Here is a 26,818-nt window from a genome sequence, read left to right on the forward strand (position 1 = left end):
GCTTGAAATGCTTGACATTATTGCTTTTCTATGGTATGCCTGAGTCGATAAAGTTCATTTTTAGTGTCCTGTAAATGACTCACACATTCTTGTAACCCAGAAATTACTGGTTGTAACTCCATTGAATTAATCGAATTCCCAGGATAATTAGCAGCAACTCCGCCGCCGACTGCTGTATTGACTCCCTGGCTGTAGGTTTGCATAGCTACTACCAACTTCGATAATTCCGCCTGAATTTCTTCCAGATTATCAGTTTTATTCACCATGCGCCGTTGTAGGCTATCCAGGTTATTTACAGCCAATTGAAACCCTTGGGAAGCAGTTTGTACCTGTTCAACGATATGATTAAATGATTGTTGATTCTGATTCTGGGTTTCTAATAAATTTAATGCCGTTTGATTAGTTTGTTGGATTTGTTCACTAAATTTAATCAGGCGTTTGCTGTAGTTTTGCAGTTCAATAACAGCTAAATCCACCGATTGTACTGAGGTAGCCAACCCGGAAGCTGATTGGGAAAAACTGCGTTGAGTATTGGCTAAGTTGATAGTAGCATTGGAAAGCTGTTGGGGGAACTCGCTTTGTTCAAAAGCGCGCGCTACTTCCAAAAAGCGATCGCCCGCAATTTGAAAATCCTTAGCACTTTGCGTCACTGTCACTGAAGCATCAATTAACCGACTATAAACCTGTTCAGCCAGTTGATTAGCTTTCAGGTTAGTTGCATAAATTTCATCAATCTTTTGTCGAAATGCTGTCTCGATAGACGTTTGGATACCTTGACCAAAACGGATTAAAAACTGGTCAAATACCTGCACCATCTCTTGAACAATTTTATCCGTTTTCGTTTGACCTTTCAGAGTAGGTTGATAAATATTATCCAGATAGTCTTCTAAAGCACTCATCCAGCGATACTTAGCCAGATTAGTATTAAACATGAAGTTAATCACCACCAGAAGCGCGCTAAATAAAATCGCCGCTAAACTGGTAGTAAAAGCAATTCCCATTCCCTGTAAAGGTGTTTGAATATCCTGGAGTAAACTGCTAATATCAGTGACATTAGTGGTGCTGACCGTTTCACTGAGGGAATATAAGTTAATCGTAATACCAATAAAAGTTCCCAGTAAACCAAAGGATAGTAATAAATTGGGAAGAATGCGCCCCAATTGTTCAATTTGTTCGCAGGAAATCAACAAGACTCGCTGCTGACTATAAACCTGATCAATAATTGCTGGAGTGTTGACTTGTTCCAATTGTTGGCTGGCTTCAGCTAGTCGAGTTTCTAAATAATTGACTATTTTCGGTGGTTTCCTGAGAGGCTGTCCGTTAATGAGTCGAATTACTTGGTTTCCTTGGTCAATCAAATAATAGTGTAGCGCCATTCGCAGGAGAACCGCTATCACCGATGGTACAATGACAAAGACAACAATCAGAATCAGAAGGTAACTAGGAATAGCCATAAAATAACCGTTAGATTGCGTGGGATTAATTCTGCTACAGTTTAGTTTTCCCCAATTCCGGTTGAGGTATTCACCCAAATTTAGGTAAATTCAGCCAAATCTCAGTCAACTGTAACCACCACCATGATCATCATAGCTAATTTTTCCCGGCTTGCGGGGACTCAATGGGTTTTATCTCCCCACAATTTTGAGACCTTCCCGAAAATGTGCCGTAGCGGTTATCGCCGCCACCGAGAAATAAAATAATCTGATTCCCCAGAAGCAAATTCCCATTAACCAATTAACTATGGTTGGGGGAATACCGCTGACTCTGACAAATTTTGAGTTAACTTGTTTTTCCAGTCTATCTAAATCCTGCATTTGTGACTGTCTGGTGGGAATCATCGGAAATTGACCTGTATATAAGTAAAAGCCCAAAACTCCCTGATGTCCAATGCGACGTTCTAAAAATGAGTTAGCAATGGTCATGGCTTGACTGTTGCTAATTTGGTCTTGCTGGGAGATGTCCTGAATCCATAGATCGTATTTAATATATTGGGGAATGGCTAAAATAACTGGCACTAAAATAATTAAAAATATGGTGCTGATTCGGCGACTGTCTCGGGTGGGAAGCAAACCGGTTGCTAATCCCAATCCCATCCCCAGTATGGCAAAAACCAGTAAATTTAATAACTCAATAATTTCTAGCCCTCTTAATAAGTCACCAAACACAAAAATCGGATACACAAATCTATGGGCTAACTGGAGGGCGATGACTTTAATGGAAATAGCGATCGCTACTAAAATCACCCCGCAGGTTACATAAGCCAAAGCACAGATCAGATATCTAGCGCCTCGCTTTATGGGTGAAATCGGTGGTTGGGAACGTTGGGATAATTTAGTTTTTTGCTTGACCATTTTGGAATTGAATTTGAGTGAATTCAGTCATTTTGGCGATCGCATCTAAACTGGGGATAGCTTCACCTTGATCAGATAACCATAACAGATATTCAATGTTACCAGCCGGACCCTGAATCGGTGATGCTGTTAACCCCCGATACTCCCATCCCATGCTTTCAGCCTTCGACCCGACCCCCAAAATTGCCTCGGCTTGATCAAGTGGCGATCGCACCACCCCTTTTTTGCCAACCCGACCCTTCCCCACCTCAAATTGAGGTTTAACCAACAATACCACCTCTCGTGGAGGTTGTAGTAGTTCCCACAGGGCGGGTAGAATCTTGGTTAGGGAGATGAAAGATACATCCACCACCCCCAAATCAGCAAAACTGTTTCTAGTATAATCCTCTTGGTGATATAATTGCTCCCGAGTCAGATAGCGGAAGTTGGTGCGTTCCCGTAAAATCACCCGGCGATCGTTGCGAAGTCGCCAATCTACCTGTCCGTAACCTACGTCAATACCATAAACCTGTTTAGCCCCACGTTGTAGCAGACAGTCCGTAAATCCACCCGTGGAAATACCACCATCAATACAGATTCTATCAGTAACATTAATCGCGAATTTATCCAGCGCTTCCGCTAGTTTTTCCCCCCCACGAGATACATAAGGCGATCGCGCTTTCACATCTATAGTCGCCGAAATATCTACTTCTGTACCTGGTTTATCAACTACTTGGCGATTGACCATTACCTCCCCCGCCCTAATCAAACGTTGGGCTTGTTGTCGTGAGTCTGACAAATGGCGATCGACTAGCAATGTATCAAGACGTTGTTTCATATCATCAAGACTTCTTAGATTAACTCTTGTTGGCAATAATAAATTATTTTATCTTAATCGTTTTCTCTTAGGTATAACATAGTCAGGGATTCCCCAATAACTAGAGGCTTGGGAGATATTATATGATAACAAACTTTCCGGCACTTGTGCCAAAGTTGTTGATTTTAACTGATTCACATCTACCCCCAGGGCATCAATTACCGACCCGCCAAGCTGTTTAGCCAGAATCGGAATCACCGCATTTCCAATTTCCCTAAATCCATGCCATATAGTGCGATGAAATTGAAACCAATCCGGGAAAGTATGAAGTCTAGCCGCCTCCCTAATAGTGATACATCGAGGGATAGAGTAGTGAATAGGTCGGGGTGCTGTATAAGCTCCTTTATCGCTATTAGTACCTGCTCTCAGAGTATTACATAACCCCGTAGGTGAGAGTTTAAAAAATCGACTTTTGGGTTCAACCGTACCCGGTGGAGTCTGAGCAAATCTGGCGATCGACAGGGGAGTGTGAACCGAGCCAACATGACCATAAACAGTCGGCTCAATACTACGTTTATGGCAGAGGGAAAAGCTATCACTGGGCACCAATGAATATTTTTTGCGATCGCCTTCATATTCTAGGAAAGCCGGAGAAATTCCTGGGTCATAATTAGTAAAATGATCTATCTTTTCCAGGTCAGATATTGCTTGATAGACCGTGAACATTTCCGATTTATTTGTGGCAGGATATCCGGCTATTTTCACATCGAATCGACTACCGATTAATATTAGTCTTTTTCGTTTTTGAGGAGCCCCGTATTCACTAGCATCAAGAATTTTAATCGGCTTTTGGATCTGGTAGCCAATAGCTTCAAATTCAGTAATTAGTTCATTTAAAAACCGTTTATGTTTGCCAGTAGCGATACCCGGCACATTTTCAAAAATAAAGTATTTGGGCTGAATTTCCGCAATCATTCTGAGATATTCAAAAACCAGGGAATTTCTCGGGTCATCAAGTTGACGTTTACCTATATGGGAAAATCCCTGACAGGGAGGCCCCCCCGCAATCAAGTCAACTTGTGTATCTTGATATTTTAATTGTAATTGCTCCAGAATTTCGGCGCTTGTAACTTTTGATATATCTCTGCATATTGTATGACAGTAGGGAAAGTTAAAATGATGTACCAAACAATGAACAGCATCAAACTCTACCGCCACAGCCACATCAAACCCCGCCGCCTCCAAACCCAGAGACATCCCCCCACACCCAGCAAATAAATCAATCGCAATTGGTCTTTTGGTCACTGTTAAATTTTCCCCGAAAAAACAAGAGGCGAACATATAATAATTAATGTCGCCCCTTTTTATGTTAAATTTTCCCCATCTGGAAAATGATCTTAAACGTCAGTTTCGCTCAATTCAGCGATCAAATGGTCAAAGGGCTGTTCCAAATATGCGCCCACTTCAATACCCGCAGCTTGAACCTTCTCAGTCACCAAGTCTTTGAGGATACCGATACCAACAACAGTTGGACCAATGGGAACCCCAAGAGAATTATAAGTTTCGCGCAAGCCTTGTAGCACACGCTCATCGAGAACATCTGTATCGCCTGCTACCAAAGCATAAGTTGCATAGCGCAGATAATAATCCATGTCCCGCAGACAGGCTGCATAGCGACGGGTTGTATAAGCATTTCCACCCGGACGAATTAACTCAGGTAGGTCGCCAAACAATTGAGAAGCAGCTTGCTTAACCAACTCTGCTGCATTAGCCGTGATAGTTGCTGCCGCTTGAACCCGTGCGGTTCCGGTGACAAAGTAGGATTTTAAGCTATCAATGGCATCTCGGTCTAAGTACCGCCCGGTAATGTCGTAATTTTTAATCAGGCTCGTTACTGCGTCCCGCATCAAGTCGATCTCCCTATGATATCTTTATCTTTAAATTATTTTGATCCAGGTTGCGTCATAGTGTAGCACTCAATACAAAACTTAATCAATTGAAGTCACTATGATCAGCCAGATGTGCTTCGTCAGAAAATCTGGTAAGCTCCTCAAATAGTGGAAATTCTAAGGAGAGATATATGCCCACGACGGCCCAAGAAGTCTTGAGTATGATTCAAGACCAAGATATTAAAGTTATCGACCTGAAATTTATCGATATGCCAGGAACCTGGCAGCATTTGACCGTATACTACGATCAGATTGATGAAACTTCCTTCACCGATGGGGTGGCTTTTGACGGTTCCAGTATTCGGGGTTGGAAAGCCATCAACGAGTCCGATATGATGATGGTGCTAGACCCGACAACAGCCTGGTTTGACCCCTTCATGGCGGAACCGACCCTGAGCGTGATTTGTAGCATCAAAGAGCCTCGGACGGGGGAATGGTATAGTCGCTGTCCGAGGGTGATTGCTCAAAAGGCGATTGACTATTTGAAGGAAACAGGTATTGCCGATACAGCCTTTTTCGGTCCAGAAGCTGAGTTTTTTGTGTTTGATGATGTCCGCTTTGACCAAAATCAACACTCTGGTTACTACTTTTTAGACTCCATTGAGGGCCGTTGGAATTCTGGTCGGGAAGAACCAGGAGGTAACTTAGGCTATAAACCCCGTTATAAAGAGGGTTACTTCCCTGTGTCCCCCACAGATACTATGCAAGACTTGCGGACTGAGATGCTGCTAACGATGGCTCAGTGTGGGGTTCCCATTGAAAAGCATCACCACGAAGTAGCCACAGGCGGACAAAATGAACTGGGTATTAAGTTCGGAACCCTGGTAGAAGCTGCTGATAACTTGATGGTTTACAAATATGTCATCAAGAACGTTGCTAAAAAGTATGGCAAAACTGTCACGTTCATGCCTAAACCAGTTTTTAACGATAACGGTTCTGGTATGCACACTCACCAGTCACTCTGGAAAGGTGGTCAGCCTTTGTTTGCAGGAGATGGCTATGCTGGATTGAGCCAAATGGCTTTACACTATATCGGTGGTATTCTCAAACACGCGCCGGCTTTGTTGGCTCTGACTAACCCAACCACTAACTCCTATAAGCGTCTGGTTCCTGGTTTTGAAGCTCCGGTGAACTTGGCTTATTCCCAAGGAAACCGCTCGGCTTCGGTTCGGATTCCTCTGGCTGGTGATAGCCCCAAAGCCAAGCGTTTTGAGTTCCGCTGTCCTGATGCTACGGCTAACCCCTACCTCGCTTTTGCGGCTATGCTCTGTGCGGGTATTGATGGCATTAAGAACGAAATTGACCCCGGCGAACCGCTGGATGTGGATATCTATGATCTGACTCCTGAAGAACTCCGCAAGATTCCCTCAACTCCTGGTTCTTTGGAATTGGCTCTGGAAGCTCTGGAAAATGATCATGCCTTCCTGACGGATTGTGGGGTGTTTACGGAAGACTTTGTTACTAACTGGATTTCCTACAAACTCGATAATGAGGTTAACCCCATGCGGTTACGTCCTCACCCGTTTGAGTTTTCTCTCTACTACGATTGCTAATCTTCAGAACTTCTATTCTGAGACTTAGCCAGTCACCCCCCTCTGGGGGTGATTTTTTGTTTAACCCCCCCGATTCGATAAAATTGTTAAAATCAATTACAATTCTTAACATTTAGAGATTTTTCACTGGTCATGTCAGATCCCTTAACTCAATTAACTTATCAGGCGTTTCAGTACAGCAAGAGCGTTTTAAGTTTGGCTCATAAAACTTTGAGCAATCAAGTGCTGGAGATGGTAGCACCACCGACCCCAGAGCGTAGACCTCAACCTCTGAAACCAGAGGTGATTAACAAAATTCGGGACTCTTTGGAGAAAATATATCAAAGGGATTGGGAGGAGGCGGAAAGGGGGGTTTATCCCGCCTCGATTTGGTTTGATACGCCGATAGAAGATATATTGCGCTACTATCCGCTGTTATGGTGGGATATGCTGCAAATGCAAGAACGTGCTAATCAGAAGCGATATCAGGAATTTGCGCGGGAAATTGATACGGAGGGCTATCCTGGTTACTACCTCCAGAATTTCCATCATCAGACTGATGGCTATTTGAGTGATTGGTCGGCTAATTTGTATGATCTGGGAGCAAGAATTTAATCCAAGATTTGCTTAATATCTTAGGACAATAAGGTACAATACCCCAAAAGATTCGCAACTCAATAATGAGTATACGGTCAAACCCCAGACCATGCCAAATTTCCTTGACGACATACTCATCAAGTCGGATTCTTCATGGTAAAATCCAATCATGGTGCGAGACGTTTAGGAGTCAAATAAGGCTGCAATGCCTGAAATAACCTCCTAGTGGGACTTTCACCCCTTGGTGAAATATAAGGGACTCGTACCCTGACCATCCCATAACTGTTTATATGTCCCAACGTTTGGTATAGAAATATACAAAACAAGGCAGGGAACTCAAGGTCAAAACGCCCAACTGGAAATATTAATGATTCCTTAACAATTGCGTTGAGAGTAACGGCGATAGCCACCCCCAGTTTTGGGAATCATAACCCCAGGATTGAAGCGGGGAACGGAAGGCGTGAAGTAGAACCTACTACCAAATGCGACCACTGCCAACCATCCATGATTAGGGAAACCGAATGTCCGGCTTGAACCATCGTAATGATTTAGCAGCGAAACAGGTTGATACGCTGCGTTCAAAAGAGCAAGGGGAAAAGTAGGGTAATCATGACATCACCTACACAGACTTTTAAAAGTACCCCGGTGGAGAGGACAAATCTAAAGATGGAATGCCCGTATAAACGGAACGTTTAAACCCCTTTTAGGCTCTCAAGTGGCAGGATGTACCTGCGGAGTAGTGAAAGTGTAAGCGTATACCTTTAAGGGGAAAGGATGTGACTGAAAGCCAATGCCTAACTGTAATGGTTAGGATATGCCCACTAGTCACGGTGTGGATATAGAGACTGCGACAATTAGGAGTGTTTACGACGAAAGCGAGTTTAAACACTACGATGTTGTATTTAGCTCCAAAAGTTGAAATCACAAAAGCAGGGAGTCGTTACCCTGTTCCCGATGTCAAAAGGGGTATCCACATCAGGAGCCGTGTGATGTGAAAGTATCAAGCACGGTTTTGAATTGGAGTTGGGGAAGGCGACTTCCCTTTCGACCATAACCCTTACAAAGCTTTCCGGACAAAACTAAAACTCAATGACCGTCAAGCTACCTTGATGGCCAAACACGCGGGGTATGCTCGATTTGTGTTCAATTGGGGATTACACTTATGGAGGTCAGCTTATGAAGAGGGACTCAAGCCTAATATCAACTCCATTAAAAAGGTTTTTACGAATTATGTGAAACCTCAATATCCTTGGATGTCTGAATTGTCTTCTAAAGTTTATCAATATGCCTTCATTAATCTAGGGGATGCCTTTAAGCGCTTCTTCAAGGGAATAAGCAGTTATCCTAAATTTAAGAAGAAAGGCCACCATGATAGTTTTACGCTTGACAATTCCGGAAAGCCATTCAATCTGTCAGGAACTCGCCATAAGCTGCCTTTTGTGGGCTGGGTTTCTACATTTGAGGCTCTACCCGAAAGTTGGGTTAAGAAAGTCACTATAACGCGCCAAGCAGGTGACTGGTATATGAGCTTTTTCGTAGAAATCACGCCAGAAATTACACCGAAATATCGAGAGAGAATCGGGGTTGACCTAGGAATTAACAATTTGGCGACTTGCTCCGATGGGACCAAATTCTCTAATCCCAAGGCTTATAAAGCAGCCACCAAAAAACTAGCCAGATTACAACGCCATTTAAGTCGCAAAGTCAAAGGCTCAAAAAATTGGGCCAAATGTCTCTTAAAAGTTCAAAAGCTACATCAAAGAGTCGCTAATATTCGCCGTGACACGATTCATAAAATAACTACTTTTTTGGCTAAAAACCACAGCCAAGTAGTCATTGAAGATTTGAATGTGTCAGGTATGCTGAAAAATCATGGTTTGGCGGGTTCTATCGCTGATGCTTCATTTTATGAGTTCCGTCGTCAACTAGGTTACAAGGCAGAACGTTATGGTTCAAAGTTGATTATTGCCGATAGATTTTATCCATCCAGTCAACTTTGTTCTAACTGTGGCCATCGTCAAAAAATGCCCCTAGTCCGTCGGACTTTTGAATGTCAGAACTGTGGGCTGAAGATTGATAGAGATTTGAACGCCAGTATAAATTTAGAAAAATCGCCTGGTTCAGACGATTACACTTGTGGACGGGGTGCTGCCGACAGTCCCGGACGAAGCCAGAAATAAACATCAATATCCGGCTATGTCCGGTTTTGTTTAAGTTTTATAGAGCAGTTGATATCCTGTTTAATGGGGGTGCAGATGCGATGAGGCGGCGGGTATTAGCGCCTCTGAAAGGTGGTTTACAGGGTTTTGAGGGGGTTTCGGCTAGGGAATTACGGGTGCTAGATGTGGCTTGTGGGACGGGTCGAACTTTGAAGTTTATGGGAGCTACTTTTCCCAAGGCTAGTTTATATGGGGTGGATTTGTCGGGGGCTTATTTACGCAAGGCTAATCAATTGTTATCGCGAATTCCGGGGGAACTACCTCAATTAATCCAAGCTAATGCTGAGGCTTTACCGTATCAGGATAACTATTTCCATGGTATTACTTCTGTGTTTTTGTTTCACGAACTGCCACCACTCGCGCGTCAGAAGGTGATTGAGGAGGCTTATCGGGTACTGCAACCGGGAGGGGTATTTGTTATTTGTGATTCGATTCAGGCTATTGATTGTCCTGAGTTGAAGGAGATGATGGAAAATTTTGCGGTGATGTTCCATGAGCCTTATTATCGCAATTATATTACGGATGATTTGAGCGATCGCCTCTCTCAGGTAGGATTTGAAGGAATTAGCACGGAACAGCACTTTGTGAGTAAATACTGGATCGCTCACAAGAAGCACACTCTAGCAGGTGATACTGTTAAATAGAGTAAATATAGGCTCAAGAACACTTAATAAACAGATTTGCTATGACATCGACAAATCAGACTAACCTGGACACTATGCCTGAAGATATGACTGACGACATCAGTATTAGCGATCGCTCTAGTATTGGCTACAGGGAAGAAATTGAAACGGTGATTGCGGGTTTAGCCCAAGACCAGAAAGCGATGGTTGGTCAGAGTGACGCGGGTCATCTCTGGAAGTTTCAGTATGGCAGTGTAACAGTGTTTGTACAACTGACAGGAGAAACGGAAGATGATACGCTAACGGTGTGGTCTCCTATTCTGCAATTCCCAGTCAAAAATGAGGATCAGCTGATGAAGAGGCTGCTGGAAATGAATTGGCTTTCGACGTTTGAATCCCATTTTGCCATCACTAATAATCAGGTGGTAGTTCTGACTACCCGCACTTTAGCTGGCATTACGCCGGGGGAAATATCGCGAGCTATTACTATTGTCGCGACGATCGCCGATGATAATGACGATATCCTGATAGAGGAATTTGGCATTCCTGTTACTTGACATGGACCGGGATGCCCAAATTACGATTGGGGTTTCTGCAACATCCCCCTAAGCGAAGTCGAAGGGGGGTTTTTTTGCAGATCCTACCCCATCAATTCTAGGGGAACTCCCTACCTTATGGGTAACTCTGAGATGGGCACAGCATCAATCTGTGAAAGGGGGTATAGGTATATGTAGTTATGTCTACTGATAGTTCTGTCTGGCGTTTAATCCCTCTGACTGAGGCTTCAGGGCGGCTGCAAATGGCGATAGATAGCTGGTTGCTATCACAACATGATCAAGGTTGTCATCCCTCGACATTGCGGTTTTATACTTGGCAACCTGTAGCCATTTCTCTGGGTTATCATCAACGGCGCTGGCCGGAATTTTGGCATGATTTGCAATGGCAGAATCAGCCTATTGAATTGGTGCGCCGCCCTAGTGGAGGACGGGGGGTACTGCATCAAGGGGATCTGACTTATGCGGTGGTGACTTCGGGGTTGTCTGGATCGCGATCGCAAATTTACCAATACATTAGCGAGTTTTTAGTGAGGGGATGGCGAAGTCTAGGATTTCATCTCGATTATGGTTCTGCGGGACGGGGCTATATTCATCATCCTGACTGTTTTGGGACAGCAACCGGAGCGGATTTAGTCCTAGACAATGGTTATAAACTGATTGGTAGCGCTCAACTGTGTCGGGGTCGGGCGGTGCTTCAACATGGGTCTATGCGTTTAACTCCTGACCCGGGTCTACAATCCCAAGTATTTGGGACTGCTATGGCATCCCCACCATTGCTATCTATGGAATTACAGACTGTCATAGATGCTTTAATTATGGCGGCTACGGATAGCTTTGGGATTCAATTAGACACCCAACCCTTAACGGAGGCTGAATGGGATCAGATCGCCAAATTTGCGCCTCAATTCTCGGTGTAGGAGGCGGCGGTTTTAGCGATCGCATCTAGGGGAAGTCCAGGGGGATAACTACCATCTTCTTTGATCCGTTTAATATTAGCTTCGGGAATAGGAACTCTGAGAGATTTAGCCACGGCCCTAACGACATCCCCACGATCTATTATGCCTGAGACGGCTCCGGCTGGGGATAAAACTGTGATTCTAGGAAGTCCTTGGGATTCCATTTGGTTAATTACTTCCACCAGTAGGGCTTTTTCTGGGACTGCAATTAACTGCTCTAGAGGTGTGACAATATCATGCAAGGTCTGTATTTCCCATTGACTACGTTCGACCATTCGCAACTTGTCCACAGACACTAACCCCCGATAGCGACCGGACGAGGCGGCAAAAAATACTGGAATGGAGGAGGGACAAATCAAATAATCATCGGCAAATTGTCGCAGGGTCATCTCGGCATCAATGACTCGAAATTCACGGGTCATCACGTCACTAGCTTGAATTTTGAGCAAGGTTTCCTGCAAATCGCTCATTCGCGAGTAGGAACTAGCGTTACGGATGACGAACAAACCAATTAAGGCAATCCACAAACCGCTATAGTTATTGGCTGCGAATAGGGCAAATAGACCTAGGAAAATTGCCCCCCAACCCAGAAATTGTCCGCTTCTGGCGGCCCAACGTACTCCAGCAAACCGACTTCCGGTAATCTGCCAAACTGTGGCTTTTAGTACCTGTCCACCGTCTAGGGGTAAACCGGGTATTAAATTAAATATGGCTAGGACTAGGTTAATTTCCCCAATCCGTTGGGCAATTTCTCGCACCAGGTTGGGTTCTGGTAAACTTTGGGCTAATGCGGTGAGTAGAAAAAATAGGGCTAAACTGACTAGGGGACCGGCGATCGCTACTTGGAAAGCCTGACCCGGTGTTTTTGATTCTTTCTCAATGGAGGCAATACCTCCAAACAAAAATAGGGTGATGGAATTGACCTGAATGCCTTGGGATTTGGCAATCAAGCTGTGTCCTAACTCGTGGAGAAGAACAGAAGCAAACAGCAGCAGCGCGACTGCTAAACCTGCGCCCCAGGATAATAGTTCTCCCCATTCCAAATATTCCTGACTATTGAGTAATGTCACCAACACGACGATGACAAACCATGAGGAGTCGATATACAGTGGAATACCAAATATCGTTCCTATCCGCCAACCTGCCTGCATGAATCCCTCCCTTGAATCCCTTGCCGTGATTACAGACAAGGTATACGTTATCTTTACCGGGGGGTTAATTACTTTTCCCCTCTTCCAGTGTAACAGATACATTTAACCCAGAAAAAGCTGGCTATAGTTACGAGTTATGGCCTCACCCCTGCTGTACAAGCCATGGGGAGTCAATAGGGTTAATTGAGCAATTAAGGCTACAGGAAGATGCGGTGAATGTTTAGGCGATCGCCAACTTGAGTTAAGTAAGGTTGGTAAAGGGTTAATTTTAATAGTATTTACCGACAGTTAAGGGCTAATTAATCTTTGCTATCACACCAGGAAATTAGGGAGCATTTTGCTCCCATTACTGCTTGTTTGTGACTAACTATGGCTACTACAGGACTCCAGCATTAGCCAAGCCGAGGATGACACCTGCACCGAGGAGATGACCTAAGCTGGCGGTGGCGAGGAGTTCGGGAAAACCAAACCCAGTAAAAATGCGGGGTAAGGAAACGGGAAGGGCGGGACCTTTGCCACGATTTTCTTTAGAGATGCCATAATAACCAATGACAATGGCAAATACATTGCACAAAATCATGATAATTGCCACGCTAACAGACCACTCAACAGTCTGACCCGTTGTACTTTGCACGCCCAAAAACAGGTTTAAATTGCTCATTTTTTGCTCCTAAATCTCAGATTTTTAGTAAACAGCATTTTAATATGTAATTGGTAAAATCGGCAAGCCCCAATTCCCCAAAGTCTCTGGCTAAGGCTAATTATCGGAACTGGTCTTGATAGTAATCACTCAAAAAATGTGGTTAATTATATCTCAAAAATGCGGAGGGGCAAGGTTTTGTTTTAAAAATTAACAAACCTGGCGCTGAGACCAGGTAGTTAATTGCTAATCAAGGTTAAGTTATGATGGCATTAGGTATGTTAAATGAGGCTTGATTAGCCCCAGTGAATTACTTACCATGAAAAACTATAAATTGTTTGCAACTCACGGGCGTAGCATAAAGAACCAGGAAGGCTGGAAAAGGGGAAAGCCTGACGTTTTAATTGCCCCTTGAGACTGGTTAAAGGGTCATTACCGGAAGCAATTAGAAACTCCAACCTTTGCAAATCTGGTAAAGCGACAATATGATCAAGTATCTGTTGGATAGCATTGACATAGGGATGGTCAGGATATTGATACCAGTCGGGTGATGCTAATAATGGTTGATCAAGACCGAGATGAAAAACTAGGTCTGCTTGACCAAATAAAGCCACGGCGACGGGACGAGTTTCTTCCTGAATTAGCAGGTCATAAGTATGGGCGATACTCTGTAATTTTTCCATGCGATCGCCATAGGAATAAAGTTCCGCCGCCGACTTGAGGACCGACATAGTAGAAGGGATAAAAGTTTCCCCCATTTCCTCTGCTGCTTCCCAAGTGGCTTGGGGTGAATGATGCCATTTAACCGCCACTGTAACCAAATAGGTTTGCAGTAAAAGATGACCTAATTTTTGTGCCTTAGTTGCCAGATACACAGAATTATAATCGGTGGCCTCAATCAATAATGGGACGCGATCGACAATCTCAATACCATAACCCTTGAGTCCGGCAATTTTACGAGGATTATTAGTGACTAGGCGGATATGTCGGACACCAATATCATTAAGAATTTGCGCCCCCATGCCATAATTGCGTAGGTCAGGGGGAAAGCCGAGGCGTTCGTTAGCCTCGACGGTATCCAGCCCCATATCTTGCAGAGAATAGGCTTTAAGTTTATTGATTAAACCAATACCGCGCCCTTCTTGTTTGAGATAAACTATCACCCCAGCCCCAGCATGGTTAATCATTTTTAAGGCCGTTTGCAGTTGCATCCTACAGTCGCAGCGTAGAGAACCGAAAGCGTCCCCCGTTAGACATTCAGAGTGAACCCTAACCATGACGGGAATATCACCAAATGTAGCCGGATCTCCTTTAACGAGGGCGACGTGCTCGCTATTATCCTGGGTGTTACGATAGGCATAAATGAGAAAATCCCCGAATTGGGTGGGAAGTTTAGCCACGGCTTCGCGAATAATAAAGCGATCGTGCTGTAGGCGATAGCTAATTAGGTCAGCAATGCTGATCAACTTGAGATTATGGGTTTTAGCATATTCGATCAATTGTGGCAGTCGCGCCATAGACCCGTCGGGGTTTTGAATTTCGCAAATCACCCCACCCGGATATAAACCCGCCAGTCGCGCTAGGTCTACGGCTGCTTCTGTATGACCTGCCCTTTCTAGGACTCCCCCTTCTTTCGCCCGCAGGGGGAAAATATGACCCGGACGACGCAGATCCTCTGGTTTAGTCTGGGGTTGGATCGCCACTTGAATAGTCCGGGCGCGATCTTCGGCAGAAATTCCGGTGCTGACTCCCATTTGGGGGGAAGCGTCGATGCTGACCGTGAAGGCGGTTTGGTTGCTATCGGTGTTTTTTGTCACCATTAGGGGAAGATCGAGTTGGTCGAGGCGATCGCCTGTTAGGGCTAAACATATTAATCCTCTGGCTTCCACCGCCATAAAATTAATTAGGTTGGGCGTAGCAAAATTGGCCGCACAGATGAGATCACCTTCATTTTCCCGGTGTTCATCGTCCACAACCACGATACAGCGTCCGGCTTTCAAGTCGGCTAAAGCATCTTCAACGAGATCGAATTTAAAGGGAGGGGTGGAAGTTGGTTCGGTCACGGAATCCTAAAATTAGCTATAAGTCTTGGAACAAGCTGATTAACCATTCTAACTGTTTTCGTCTCTATTAGTAATCTGGCTCTGGGGCTAATGGTAAGACCCAAGTCTCCACTAGCCATCTCTGGGAAGGGGACAATATCAAGATTTTTTGATTTCTATAGATTACCATAATCGCAATTAAACCGCTTATTGATAAAACTTGCTCTGCCACAATTGTCTGTATTTACTTAATATAGAGGATTTTAGCCAATTCACTCTCAGTCAACCCTGCCAGATTATATATATTCTGCCTACTTGACATATCAATTTTTTTTGAAATAATAGACACTATACCCAACTTGACCGGGACTAGGGGCCTGATTAATTAGGTTTCTGGGTCACCGTGGGGTATGTATTTAGTCCCTCAACTTAGATATGGGGATTAAAGCAAGTCCTAATAGTCAGGATTTAACATGAGTAATGATTCGCCAAAAGTCAATAAATCAGCCGTACAAGCAGGGGGTAAATTAAACGTTTTTGAAAAGTACCTCACTGTGTGGGTGATTCTCTGTATTATAGCAGGTATTGTCCTGGGTCGATTGTTTCCAGATGTGGCAGTAACCCTGGATTCAATGAGTATCTATCAGGTGTCAATTCCTATAGCCATTTGTCTGTTTTTTATGATGTATCCTATCATGGTAAAAATTGACTTTACCCAGGCTGTGAATGCGGCTAAAGCACCTAAGCCAGTGCTATTAACTCTGGTGATAAATTGGCTAATTAAACCGTTTACCATGGTGGCTTTTTCTCTATTTTTTCTGGGGTGGTTATTTCGACCAATTATCGCCGGAACTGAGATATTAAGAGGGGCAGAAATTCCCATAGCTGATTCCTATATTGCCGGGACTATTTTATTGGGAATTGCCCCCTGTACAGCCATGGTTTTAATGTGGGGTTATCTCTCCTACAGCAACCAAGGACTTACCCTGGTTATGGTGGCGGTTAATTCGCTGATGATGCTGTTTTTATACGCACCATTGGGACGGTGGTTGCTGTCGGCAAATAACTTAACTGTACCTTGGCAAACTATTTTATTATCAGTCCTGATTTATGTGGGTTTGCCACTGGCGGCGGGGATGTATACTCGCTATGGGATTTTTAAGTATAAAGGAAAGGCTTGGTTTGAAAGAGAGTTCCTGAAATATTTAAGTCCTGTGGCTACGGCGGCTTTATTAATTACCCTGATTTTGCTGTTTGCTTTTAAGGGTGATTTAATTGTGGAAAATCCCCTGCATATTCTGTTAATTGCTGTGCCACTATTTCTGCAAACCAATTTTATCTTTTTGATTACCTATGTGGCGGCTTTGAAAATGAAGCTATCCTATGAGGATGCTGCGCCAGCTTCTTTAATTGGCGCGAGTAATCATTTTGAAGTAGCGATCGCTACGGCGGTGACACTGTTTGGTTTAAATTCTGGAGCGGCTTTAGCAACTGTGGTGGGGGTATTAATTGAGGTTCCGGTGATGTTAATGTTGGTGAAGTTTTGCCAAAAAACGGCTTTTTGGTTTCCCAGAGAACCGGAAAAAGCTACACTGCTAGACCCCCGTTGTTTAAACTGCTAATTCAATCATGACTAATTTTGACCATCCTCCCAGAATCCTGTTTTTGTATGGTTCATTAAGAAAGCGATCGTACAGTCGGTTACTAGCAGAAGAAGCCGCTAGAATTATTACTGATATGGGTGCGGAAGTGCGTTTTTTTCATCCCCATGATTTACCTTTGCGCGATCGCTTTGATGAGTCTCACCCAGAAGTTCAAAAATTGCGCGAACTTAGTCAATGGTCAGAAGGTCAAGTTTGGTCATCCCCAGAAATGCACGGTAATATTACTGGTATTCTGAAAAACCAAATTGACTGGATACCTTTGAGTATTGGTGCGGTTAGACCTACTCAGGGTAAAACTCTAGCGGTGATGCAAGTTAGCGGAGGTTCCCAGTCTTTTAATGCGGTGAATACCATGCGAATTTTGGGGCGTTGGATGCGAATGTTTACCATTCCCAATCAATCCTCAGTTGCTAAGGCTTATCAGGAGTTTAATGAGGATGGAACTATGAAAGATTCACCTTATCGCGATCGGGTTATTGATGTCATGGAGGAACTCTATAAATTTACCCTACTGTTGCGGGATCAGGTGGATTACTTGACTGACCGCCACAGTGAACGCCAGGAAATCGCCAAAAAAGCAGTTATTGAAACTGCACAAAAAGCACTTTAGTTATACCTTAAAAATCTGGAGAAACCATGAAAAAAGTCATGTTTGTTTGCAAAAAAAATTCCTCCCGTTCCCAAATGGCTGAGGGGTTTGCTAAGGTAATCGGAAAAGATAAAATAGCTGTGACCAGTTCGGGATTGGAAAGCAGCGAAGTTAACCCTTATGCTATCAAAGCAATGGACGATGTGGGTATTGATATTAGCAAGCAAACCTCTAATGCTTTAAGTGAATTTAAACCCGAAGATTATGACGCGGTAATTTCCCTCTGTGGTTGCGGTGTGAATTTGCCAGAAGAATGGCTAACACGAGAGATATTTGAGGATTGGCAATTAGACGACCCAGCGGAAAAGCCGGAGATTTTTCCCAGGATTAGGGAGGAAGTTCGAGACCGGGTGGAAAAGTTAATTAAAACATTGTTAGACGATAACTAACCTGATTGAGGTTCTGGGGTGGGTTGCTGTTGTTAATTCACCACAGAATCTGGTTTGAATAACATCTAGTTATTTCGGTCAAGCCTATATCAGCCAAGTTAGTCTAGGGTGGGGTGTATAATATATATCAGTGTAATGCGGAGTTAGGAATTATGATAGCAGTTGACACCCTGACCCATAAAACTGATGTTTTTTATCCGAGTGAGGACGGAGAACCCTTGGCAGAAACTTATGATCATGTTTACGCCCTAATGGCGACTATGCTAGTTCTGAAAGAATACCTAAAAAACCGAAAAGCGACGGTTTTGGCTGACCAATTTATGTATTATGCGGCGGGTTTCCCTAAGTTGCGAGTAGCCCCTGATGTGATGGTGATTTTTGATGTGGAACCGGGGGGAAGAGATAACTATAAAATTTGGGAAGAGGGACAGGTTCCGGTTGTCATTTTTGAGATGACTTCTCCGAGTACAAAAGAACAGGACCAAACGGTTAAGAAAAATCTCTATGAAAGTTTGGAGGTGAAAGAATACTGGTTATTTGACCCGAAAGGGGAGTGGATAACTGAACAATTGCGGGGTTATCGTTTAGTGGGAGATAGTTACCAATTAATTACGGATAACCGCAGTGAACCTCTGGGTTTGCGTTTACAAGTTGCCGGGAAAATGATCGAGTTTTCCCGAGAAGATAACGGACAAAAATTGCTAATTCCTGATGAGGCATACGAGGCTTTGCAAGAGGCTACTTTGGCTAGAATAGAAGCTGAACAACGGGCGGAAGCTGAAAAACAACGGGCGGAAGCTGAAAAACAACGGGCGGAAGCTGAAAAACAACGGGCGGATGAATTGGCAGCATTATTAAATCAATATCGCGAGCAATTTGGGGATTTACGTTAATCAAGTAAATAACTGATCACAACCCTGATAAAATACATCAGGAATAATGGGGGGGTTTTTGGGGGGGGTACAGCCTTCACCCCCAACTCCTCCCGGGGGAGGGGGCTTGAGAATGTGCTTGCCTAAGAAATCTGCTAGAGTAAAAGTTAGTAGTTAATTGAGATGATTTACTATTGACAAATTTAGGAACTTGACTTATGATGAAATCATGGGAAAATGTGGCGGCATATATAGGCTAAAATTCATAATCCTGGTATTGAAACTGCTAAAATATCTAAAGACTAATAACTGTTATTTGAGGATTGGCAATTAGACGACCCAGCGGAAAAGCCGGAGATTTTTCCCAGGGTTAGGGAGGAAGTTCGAGACCGGGTGGAAAAGTTAATTAAAACATTGTTAGACGATAACTAACCTGATTGAGGTTCTGGGGTGGGTTGCTGTTGTTAATTCACCACAGAATCTGGTTTGAATAACATCTAGTTATTTCGGTCAAGCCTATATCAGCCAAGTTAGTCTAGGGTGGGGTGTATAATATATATCAGTGTAATGCGGAGTTAGGAATTATGATAGCAGTTGACACCCTGACCCATAAAACTGATGTTTTTTATCCGAGTGAGGACGGAGAACCCTTGGCAGAAACTTATGATCACGTTTACGCCATAATGGCGACTATGCTAGTTCTGAAAGAATACCTAAAAAACCGAAAAGCGACGGTTTTGGCTGACCAATTTATGTATTATGCGGCGGGTTTCCCTAAGTTGCGAGTAGCCCCTGATGTGATGGTGATTTTTGATGTGGAACCGGGGGGAAGAGATAACTATAAAATTTGGGAAGAGGGACAGGTTCCGGTTGTCATTTTTGAGATGACTTCTCCGAGTACAAAAGAACAGGACCAAACGGTTAAGAAAAATCTCTATGAAAGTTTGGAGGTGAAAGAATATTGGTTATTTGACCCGAAAGGGGAGTGGATAACTGAACAATTGCAGGGTTATCGTTTAGTGGGAGATAGTTACCAATTAATTACGGATAACCGCAGTGAACCTCTGGGTTTGCGTTTACAAGTTGCCGGGAAAATGATCGAGTTTTACCGAGAAGATAACGGACAAAAATTGCTAATTCCTGATGAGTTATACGAGGCTTTGCAAGAGGCTACTTTGGCTAGAATAGAAGCTGAACAACGGGCGGAAGCTGAAAAACAACGGGCGGATGAATTGGCAGCATTATTAAATCAATATCGCGAGCAATTTGGGGATTTACGTTAATCAAGTAAATAACTGATAACAACCCTGATAAAATACATCAGGAATAATGGGGGGGTTTTTGGGGGGGTACAGCCCTCACCCCCAACTCCTCCTGGTTCGGGGAGGGGGCTTGAGAAGGTGCTTGCCTAAGAAATCTGCTAGAGTAAAAGTTAGTAGTTAATTGAGATGATTTACTATTGACAAATTCCGGGACTTGACTTATGATGAAATCATGGGAAAATGTGGCGGCATATATAAGCCTAAATTAATAATCCTGTTATTGAGACTGCTACAATATCTAAAGACTAATAACTGTTAATATGCAACCCGTAGATTATACCACGCTGATAGGGTCCTGTTGTGAATTGCGGTCTAACTGGTTACCAGCAAGACTTGAACAGGTGTATCAGCGCGATCGCTTTACTATTTCTCTCGCCCTACGAACGCTGAAGGGTAGGGGCTGGTTAGACATTTCTTGGCATCCCCAAGCGGCACGAATTTGTATTTCTACGCCGCCGCCACGGGTTGCTGATACGTTCACATTTAGCGACCAATTGCGACACCAACTGAGTGGTTTGGCTTTAGTAGACATTGCGGAAGTTGCGCCCTGGGAAAGGGTTTTAGATCTGCAATTTGCGAAGCGTCCAGGAGAAGCGGCGCTCTGGCATTTATATGTAGAAATAATGACGAAATATAGCAATGTTATTTTAACGGGAAAAGATAACTTAATTGTGACTGCGGCGCACCAAGTGAGTTCTCAACAGTCTAGTGTGCGTCCGATCCAAACAGGCGATCGCTATGAATTACCGCCCGGTCTGACTGACCCCATTCCTAAGCTAGAAGAACCCCTAGAAAAGTGGCAAGAAAGAGTTAGTTTAATTCCCGATTTGCTGAAACGACAATTAATGAAAAGCTATCGAGGTTTAAGTTCGACTTTAGCAGTGGGTTTAATGGCGGCGGCGAATTTGGAAAGCGATCGCACTACGGACAGTTTAAGCAATGAAGAATGGGAAAAACTATTCCAGCAGTGGCGACAGTGGTTAACAGCGTTAGAAACTGGGAAATTTGAACCGGTTTGGACAGCCACAGGTTACAGCGTCATGGGTTGGGGAAAGATAGGGGAAATTCCGGGGAATGTGCAGGAACTTCTCAATGAGTATTACACCCAGGAATTAAACGGTCAGGAGTTCAGACAATTGCAGCATCAAATCAGCCAAAAATTGCAGACACTCCTGAAGAAATTGGGGGTCAAGTTAGCGGAATTTAACCAGCGCCTACAACAGTCAGAAAAAGCGGATTTATATCGTAGTCAAGCGGACTTATTAATGGCTAGTTTACATGAGTGGCAGCCGGGAATGAAATCAATCACCCTCGCTGATTTTGAAACATCTGCACCTGTAAAAATTCCCCTAGAACCGGAAAAAAATGCGGTGCAAAATGCCCAAAGTCTCTATAAACGCCATCAGAAAATGAAACGCGCCCGTATGGCGATCGCTCCACTAATTGAAGCGGTCCGGGAAGAAATCAACTATCTGGAACAAGTAGAAGCAGCCCTATATCAAGTTGCTAATTATAGAAAACCGGGAGATTTGCAAACCCTGAAAGAAATTCGAGGGGAATTAATCGAGGAAGGATATCTAACAATTCCCGACTATCGCCCCCAAAACTTAGGAACAGAAACGGAATTTTATCGGTATGTAACTCCTGGTGGTTTTGAGTTATTAGTAGGTCGGAATAATCAACAAAACGATCGCCTAACATTTCGGGTAGCCACGGACTATGATTTATGGTTTCATACCCAGGAAATTCCTGGAAGCCATGCTTTATTAAGGCTACCAGCGGGACAGGTTCCTGATGATAATGATTTGCAGTTTACGGCTAATATCACGGCCTATTATAGCCGCGCGCGTCAGAGTGAACAGGTCCCCGTCATTTACACCCAGCCGAAATATGTTTATAAACCCAAGGGGGCGAAACCGGGAATGGTTATCTATAAACATGAACAGGTTTTATGGGGTGTACCTCAACAGGCGATCGCCCTTTTGGGGCTAGATGGCTAAAAAGTTAATTTTTTTAAAAAATGTTGTGCTTTTTGTTACAATGCAATGGAGAGGTTTGAGAATTTATACCCGCTACTGAAGGCGGAACGCCCAACTCGGGTATCCTCAAATCGCAACAACAACGGTATCCTTATTTAGCGTGACCAGTCCCCGTCAGGAGTCTGGTCATTTTCATTAAGCCTGACCGGGAAGGCGATCGCAACGGATCTCTATCATAAATCCATCGGGGTCATACAAGTAGATACCGCGACCTGTGGGGCGGCTGATAGGTCCTCTGGCGATCGCGACATTATGATTCTGTAAAGCCTCAACAGCCGCATCAAAGAGAGTCGGATCAATATCAAAAGCCAAATGATTGGCCCCAGTAAACTCATGGGTCGGGTCAGGGTGGGGAGGTTGTAAGTTAGGTTCCGAAAATAAATCAATCACTGTGCCATCTCCGGTGACAAAGTTGGCTACTTTTCCGTCTGCAACTAATGATTTGAGGGTGCTGGGAACCTCATCTCCGGTGAGTTCATGGAGTCCCAGAACTTTGCCATAAAATTGACGAGAAGCCTGGATATCGGCAACATTTAAGGCGATATGATGGACGCGACGTAGCATCCCAGCGGTTAAGCACTTTTGATGATGATTGGAGATAGTCTGCATTGTTATAACTCCGCCAAATACCTACTCATCCATTCTAACTAAATTAGTATATAACGGGGGTGATATCTTCTGTTACTTGGTAAATTTTTGATTTAGTATAAAGATGGATTTTCATTATAACATATTTATTCGCGAAACGCCAGCCCAAATCACTGCCAATAATTCTATATAAATCCGATGACCAATAGCTAGAGTATTCCGGTTGACCACCCCACGATTCTCCTGTGTCACTATGGGGAAAAATTGCTATAATTGCGGATCAGATTCAACCCATCAACTTGACGATTGACAAATATTCTATGGTAAGACCAGTTTTTAATAGTATTAAAATTAGTGCGATCGCCTTAATGTTAATAGGGGTAGGATTCCATTTTCCCACCCTTTCCGCCGCCCAAAATCAGTCGGAAGAAGTAGATCTAGGAGTTCTCGATCCCTTTGCGCCTAACCCCCTGCTGAGTCAAGAACCTGACCCTTTATTACCTAACCCCCCCAGAGACGGAAATATCCTTAGTGAAAGTGAACAAGAAACCCTCGCCCCTGAACTCGATCGCCTGAACGCGGAAGCCACGGCTCTCCTGGCGGCGGGAAATGCGATCGCTGCTTTTGAATTATGGACTAGGGAACTGCGTTTACGTCGCTATTTCGGACCTTTGGAAGAAATCGCCGCCCTAGAAAGAGTCGGGTTAATTTCCTGGGAAAATGGTCAGCGTCTCTACTTGGAATTTATTACGGATCGCCTCCATCAAATTCTCCTCAACAGTCCCGATCAGACTATTTTAGAAGCCCTAGGAAATGCCTTTCAAACAGTCCGCGCCAAAGATTATGGAATCCAAGCCTATCAGAGGCTGTTAGAAATTTATGCAGAAGATAATATCTGGCAAAAAGAAGGATGGTTAAATGCGATCGCTGTGATTTATCTTAACTGGTTAGACTATCCCCAAGCAGCGGCGGCTTACCGAGAATTACTGCGAACTCAACAACAGATCGAAAACCTGCGCCAACGGGGAGAACTACCGCCACCACCACCACCCATAGCCAACGGAAACCCCCCACCTTCGCGATTACAATCTCTCCGAAATTTAGCATTTATTTATGAACAAATGGGGGAATTTTTAGAAGCGATCGCCACTCGTGAGCAACTGGTTGAATATCATCTTCAACAGTCCAATTTAGTGCCAATTCCCGACCTCAAAATAGCGATCGCCACCAACCACGAACAACTCGGTCAATTCCAACAAGCTGGTCAAGCCTATCAACAAGCCTATCAGTTTGCCATAAATATCCAACAATTTGAGAATGCTAGTATCGCCCTCGCGCGATTAGCGCAACTTTATATGGAACAAAATCAAACTGAAACAGCCTTAGAATTATATCAAGCTAAACTACTGGTTAATCAACGTTCCTTCAATTTTTTTTCCATGATGAACACCTATGATAGTATAGGAGAAATCCATCGGCAAAAACAGGCATATCCCCAAGCATTACAAGCCTTTCAAAGAGCTTTACAACTCGCCCAACAACTGCAACACAAAGAGGATTATTTTCTCGCCAAAATTGATGAAATCAACCGCCAAATTAGATAAATAATTCCCCCTTAGCAGAGTATTTGATACCCTTTGAAAAAGTCATCAATTGTCCCGCTCAAAATCTAGTAGTTCTGGTTTTCAGTAAATTACAACCCACCAAAATTGAACTTATAGACAACAAAAATGTCAATAAACTGCTAGGACGCAGTATAATTCTGGCGTGTAGAAATACCAAGATAATTCCCAGCGATAGCAGTATCCAACCCAAATTTCCAGTTTCCCTAGGAAAAGAGATCAAAGCCACCAAACCAGAAACCATCAACAAAACACTCCCAGCGGTTGACATACTTCCGAACAAATTGAGTGACAACCTAGTAGCGACTATGATATTCTGACCGAGAAAATAAATCCCCAATAACACTAGCGCCAATCCTACCAATGGTGTTATAATTTTCATAACTCTCCATGACCTTGGTTAATTTGTGTTAATGCTAGTCTAGCATTTTCCTCATACCAATGGGGAAGAGTCTTTCACCCCGGAGAGTTGGTGAGAGTTGCTTTCCGTCCCGTCAACCCCTCACATCAACTCATGAAAATTCCCCACCAGTATCTCAACCTCCATTGTAGACTAAAATCATAGACTAAATAGATTGGTTTCTGGTGAGGAATGTAACCTAGGGGGAATTGGCTGATATATTACTAAGCACCAACGGACTCTTTAGCCGCATACATGACTTCTAAGGTAATTTCTTGGAAACCGCGATCGCGGGCGAATTTCTCCGTGTTGCGCTTGACCTTACCCCGCACAAAACCGGGAACCTTATTTAATTCCGCCTGAGCATCTTTAGACCAACTCAAATCAGAATCAGCGGAAATTCCCTTAGTAATCACTTCCTTGGTATCATGACCACCGAAGATTTCCAACAGGTGATCTTCCATACCCAAGGTAAAGGAATTATACACCAAATCAGCCATTTGATTAGTTCCCTCATAGCCTAAAAATGGCTTATATCCAATGGGGAAATTTTGGATATGAATAGGCGCAGCAATGACACCACAAGGGATATTTAAACGCTTCCCAACGTGGCGTTCCATTTGGGTTCCAAAAATAGCAGCAGGTTCAAGACGAGCGATCGCATCAGCGATCGCACCATGATCATCACTAATTAAAACCTGATCACAGTATTCGCTAACTTGCTGTTTAAACCAGTCCGCATCATACTTACAATAACTTCCAGCCAAAACCACATGAATACCCATTTCCCGCGCCAGAATTTTAGTCATAGCCGCCGCGTGGGTATTATCCCCAAACACCACCGCTTTTTTACCAGTTAAATTCTGGCAATCAATCGAACGAGAGAACCAAGCCGCCTGGGAAACATACAGAGTTTGATTATTGATATATTCTTCATAATCGACACCAGCACCTTGAGCATTAATCAACTCTTGAATTTGGCGGATACACCGCGCAGTTTCTACCACCCCCATAGGAGTTATATCAACATAAGGCGTTCCCAATTCAGCCTGTAAATATTCAGCCGTCATCATTCCCAATTCCCGATAGGGAACTAAGTTAAACCAAGCGCGAGACAGATTTTTGAGGTTATGAACTGATGCGCCTTCCGGGATTACCTCATTTACCTGAATTCCCAAATCTGCCATTAACCGTTTTAATTCAGTACAATCATGTTGATTATGGAAACCTAGGGTAGACATTCCCAGAATATTAACCGAAGGTTGCGCCGTTTTTCCTTCCGGTAAATCCCCTTTTTTTCGGGCTTTTTCAGTATAGAATTGGACAATTTGTTGTAAGGTGCGATCGGCCGCCTGTAGTTCATTAACCCGATAGTGATTAACATCTGCTAACATCACATCCCCTTGAGCGTCCAACTGAGCGCGTTCTACAAAATTCGCCAAGTCTTCTTGCAGAATACTAGAGGTACAGGTAGGGGTCAAAACAATTAAATCTGGGTTTTCTTCCCGATCTTTACGAACAATATTATCAACGACTTTTTCCTGGGAACCGCGCGCCAAGACGTGGCGATCTACGATACTAGCTGTTACTGGGGTGTAGTCCCTTTCCCGTTCTAACATAGACCGCATTACATTAAAGTAATCATCCCCCAAAGGAGCGTGCATAATTGCGTGTACATTCTTAAAAGAACTAGCAATGCGGAGTGTCCCAATATGAGCAGGTCCTGCATACATCCAGTAGGCTAATTTCATACAATTTTCTCCCTTATTTATAATTACTGATCACGGGTTATGGTGATAGTCTCAATCTGCCAACTTTATCGACAGTACCGAGTAAAAACACCTATTTTCCTAGACGATA

At 43.7% G+C, this 26,818-nt stretch carries 24 protein-coding genes; 13 read left to right on the forward strand and 11 right to left on the reverse strand.

Going from position 1 to position 26,818, the window contains the following annotated elements; genetic code table 11:
• Positions 1-17: 17 nt before the first annotated feature.
• The 5 genes from NLZ44_RS05955 to apcB form a co-directional block, all read right to left on the reverse strand.
• A complete protein-coding gene (locus NLZ44_RS05955; RefSeq protein WP_493752162.1) occupies positions 18-1,454 on the reverse strand; it encodes a hypothetical protein in 1,437 nt (478 codons plus the stop codon).
• A gap of 171 nt (positions 1,455-1,625) precedes the next feature.
• Positions 1,626-2,351 (reverse strand): hypothetical protein, encoded by a 726-nt coding sequence (locus NLZ44_RS05960; RefSeq protein ID WP_493752163.1) that lies wholly within the window; start codon positions 2,349-2,351, stop codon positions 1,626-1,628.
• On the reverse strand, positions 2,332-3,168 hold the full coding sequence (locus tag NLZ44_RS05965) for a TlyA family RNA methyltransferase (protein WP_493752164.1): 837 nt from the start codon (positions 3,166-3,168) through the stop codon (positions 2,332-2,334). Before NLZ44_RS05965 ends, NLZ44_RS05960 begins: the two co-directional genes overlap by 20 nt.
• Positions 3,169-3,216: 48 nt before the next feature.
• Positions 3,217-4,452, reverse strand: a complete 1,236-nt coding sequence (locus NLZ44_RS05970; RefSeq protein WP_493752165.1) for a DNA cytosine methyltransferase — start codon at positions 4,450-4,452, stop codon at positions 3,217-3,219.
• A gap of 92 nt (positions 4,453-4,544) precedes the next feature.
• Positions 4,545-5,054, reverse strand: coding sequence for an allophycocyanin subunit beta (gene apcB, locus NLZ44_RS05975; protein WP_006626281.1), 510 nt, complete (start codon positions 5,052-5,054; stop codon positions 4,545-4,547).
• A 173-nt stretch (positions 5,055-5,227) separates the two neighbouring features.
• On the opposite strand from apcB, the gene glnA reads away from it, so the two are divergent.
• From glnA to NLZ44_RS06005, 6 genes are all read left to right on the forward strand, one after another.
• The gene (glnA, locus tag NLZ44_RS05980) at positions 5,228-6,649 is read left to right on the forward strand and encodes a type I glutamate--ammonia ligase (protein ID WP_008049933.1); all 1,422 of its coding nucleotides are present in this window, start codon (positions 5,228-5,230) and stop codon (positions 6,647-6,649) included.
• A 132-nt stretch (positions 6,650-6,781) separates the two neighbouring features.
• On the forward strand, positions 6,782-7,243 hold the full coding sequence (locus NLZ44_RS05985) for a ubiquinone biosynthesis protein UbiE (protein ID WP_493752166.1): 462 nt from the start codon (positions 6,782-6,784) through the stop codon (positions 7,241-7,243).
• A 1,091-nt stretch (positions 7,244-8,334) separates the two neighbouring features.
• Entirely contained in the window at positions 8,335-9,405 is a 1,071-nt protein-coding gene (locus NLZ44_RS05990) for an RNA-guided endonuclease InsQ/TnpB family protein (RefSeq protein ID WP_493752167.1), read from the forward strand.
• Positions 9,406-9,431: 26 nt separating this feature from the next.
• Positions 9,432-10,088, forward strand: coding sequence for a methyltransferase domain-containing protein (locus tag NLZ44_RS05995; RefSeq protein WP_008049936.1), 657 nt, complete (start codon positions 9,432-9,434; stop codon positions 10,086-10,088).
• 41 nt (positions 10,089-10,129) lie between these two features.
• Positions 10,130-10,624 carry a YbjN domain-containing protein gene (locus tag NLZ44_RS06000; protein ID WP_493752168.1) on the forward strand — a complete coding sequence of 165 codons (495 nt, stop codon included), beginning with the start codon at positions 10,130-10,132 and terminating at the stop codon, positions 10,622-10,624.
• A 179-nt stretch (positions 10,625-10,803) separates the two neighbouring features.
• Positions 10,804-11,541: a lipoate--protein ligase family protein gene (locus tag NLZ44_RS06005; RefSeq protein ID WP_006626273.1), complete on the forward strand. Its 738-nt coding sequence runs from the start codon at positions 10,804-10,806 to the stop codon at positions 11,539-11,541.
• Here NLZ44_RS06005 and NLZ44_RS06010 read toward each other — a convergent pair.
• The 3 genes from NLZ44_RS06010 to ribBA all read right to left on the reverse strand — a co-directional run bounded on the left by NLZ44_RS06010 (position 11,526) and on the right by ribBA (position 15,434).
• Complete coding sequence (locus tag NLZ44_RS06010; protein WP_493752169.1) at positions 11,526-12,731, reverse strand: site-2 protease family protein; 1,206 nt, start codon at positions 12,729-12,731, stop codon at positions 11,526-11,528. The two genes, NLZ44_RS06005 and NLZ44_RS06010, sit on opposite strands and share 16 nt — an antisense overlap.
• Before the next feature lie 376 nt (positions 12,732-13,107).
• Positions 13,108-13,392 carry a photosystem I reaction center subunit PsaK gene (psaK, locus tag NLZ44_RS06015; protein ID WP_493752170.1) on the reverse strand — a complete coding sequence of 95 codons (285 nt, stop codon included), beginning with the start codon at positions 13,390-13,392 and terminating at the stop codon, positions 13,108-13,110.
• Positions 13,393-13,685: 293 nt separating this feature from the next.
• The gene (gene ribBA / locus NLZ44_RS06020; RefSeq protein WP_493752171.1) at positions 13,686-15,434 is read right to left on the reverse strand and encodes a bifunctional 3,4-dihydroxy-2-butanone-4-phosphate synthase/GTP cyclohydrolase II; all 1,749 of its coding nucleotides are present in this window, start codon (positions 15,432-15,434) and stop codon (positions 13,686-13,688) included.
• A gap of 452 nt (positions 15,435-15,886) precedes the next feature.
• Between ribBA and arsB the strand changes: the two genes are divergently transcribed.
• The 6 genes from arsB to NLZ44_RS06050 all read left to right on the forward strand — a co-directional run bounded on the left by arsB (position 15,887) and on the right by NLZ44_RS06050 (position 22,309).
• The gene (gene arsB / locus NLZ44_RS06025; protein ID WP_315640847.1) at positions 15,887-17,035 is read left to right on the forward strand and encodes an ACR3 family arsenite efflux transporter; all 1,149 of its coding nucleotides are present in this window, start codon (positions 15,887-15,889) and stop codon (positions 17,033-17,035) included.
• A gap of 7 nt (positions 17,036-17,042) precedes the next feature.
• A complete protein-coding gene (gene arsH, locus NLZ44_RS06030) occupies positions 17,043-17,687 on the forward strand; it encodes an arsenical resistance protein ArsH (RefSeq protein ID WP_008054310.1) in 645 nt (214 codons plus the stop codon).
• A 26-nt stretch (positions 17,688-17,713) separates the two neighbouring features.
• Entirely contained in the window at positions 17,714-18,115 is a 402-nt protein-coding gene (gene arsC, locus NLZ44_RS06035) for an arsenate reductase, glutathione/glutaredoxin type (protein ID WP_493752172.1), read from the forward strand.
• A gap of 152 nt (positions 18,116-18,267) precedes the next feature.
• A complete protein-coding gene (locus tag NLZ44_RS06040; protein WP_493752173.1) occupies positions 18,268-19,008 on the forward strand; it encodes a Uma2 family endonuclease in 741 nt (246 codons plus the stop codon).
• Between the two features lie 563 nt (positions 19,009-19,571).
• A complete protein-coding gene (locus NLZ44_RS06045) occupies positions 19,572-20,270 on the forward strand; it encodes a Uma2 family endonuclease (protein ID WP_493752174.1) in 699 nt (232 codons plus the stop codon).
• A gap of 299 nt (positions 20,271-20,569) precedes the next feature.
• The gene (locus tag NLZ44_RS06050) at positions 20,570-22,309 is read left to right on the forward strand and encodes an Rqc2 family fibronectin-binding protein (protein ID WP_493752175.1); all 1,740 of its coding nucleotides are present in this window, start codon (positions 20,570-20,572) and stop codon (positions 22,307-22,309) included.
• A gap of 174 nt (positions 22,310-22,483) precedes the next feature.
• Here NLZ44_RS06050 and NLZ44_RS06055 read toward each other — a convergent pair whose 3' ends face one another.
• Positions 22,484-22,957: a VOC family protein gene (locus NLZ44_RS06055; protein ID WP_493752176.1), complete on the reverse strand. Its 474-nt coding sequence runs from the start codon at positions 22,955-22,957 to the stop codon at positions 22,484-22,486.
• Between the two features lie 299 nt (positions 22,958-23,256).
• Here NLZ44_RS06055 and NLZ44_RS06060 point away from each other — a divergent pair, with 299 nt between their 5' ends.
• On the forward strand, positions 23,257-24,540 hold the full coding sequence (locus NLZ44_RS06060; RefSeq protein WP_493752177.1) for a tetratricopeptide repeat protein: 1,284 nt from the start codon (positions 23,257-23,259) through the stop codon (positions 24,538-24,540).
• 58 nt (positions 24,541-24,598) lie between these two features.
• Here NLZ44_RS06060 and NLZ44_RS06065 read toward each other — a convergent pair whose 3' ends face one another.
• Together NLZ44_RS06065 and bchB are read right to left on the reverse strand one after the other, a co-directional pair.
• Positions 24,599-24,940: a hypothetical protein gene (locus NLZ44_RS06065; protein WP_006618245.1), complete on the reverse strand. Its 342-nt coding sequence runs from the start codon at positions 24,938-24,940 to the stop codon at positions 24,599-24,601.
• A gap of 242 nt (positions 24,941-25,182) precedes the next feature.
• A complete protein-coding gene (bchB, locus tag NLZ44_RS06070; RefSeq protein ID WP_493752178.1) occupies positions 25,183-26,709 on the reverse strand; it encodes a ferredoxin:protochlorophyllide reductase (ATP-dependent) subunit B in 1,527 nt (508 codons plus the stop codon).
• Between the last annotated feature and the right edge of the window lie 109 nt (positions 26,710-26,818).

This window comes from Arthrospira sp. PCC 9901 (genome assembly GCF_059013425.1).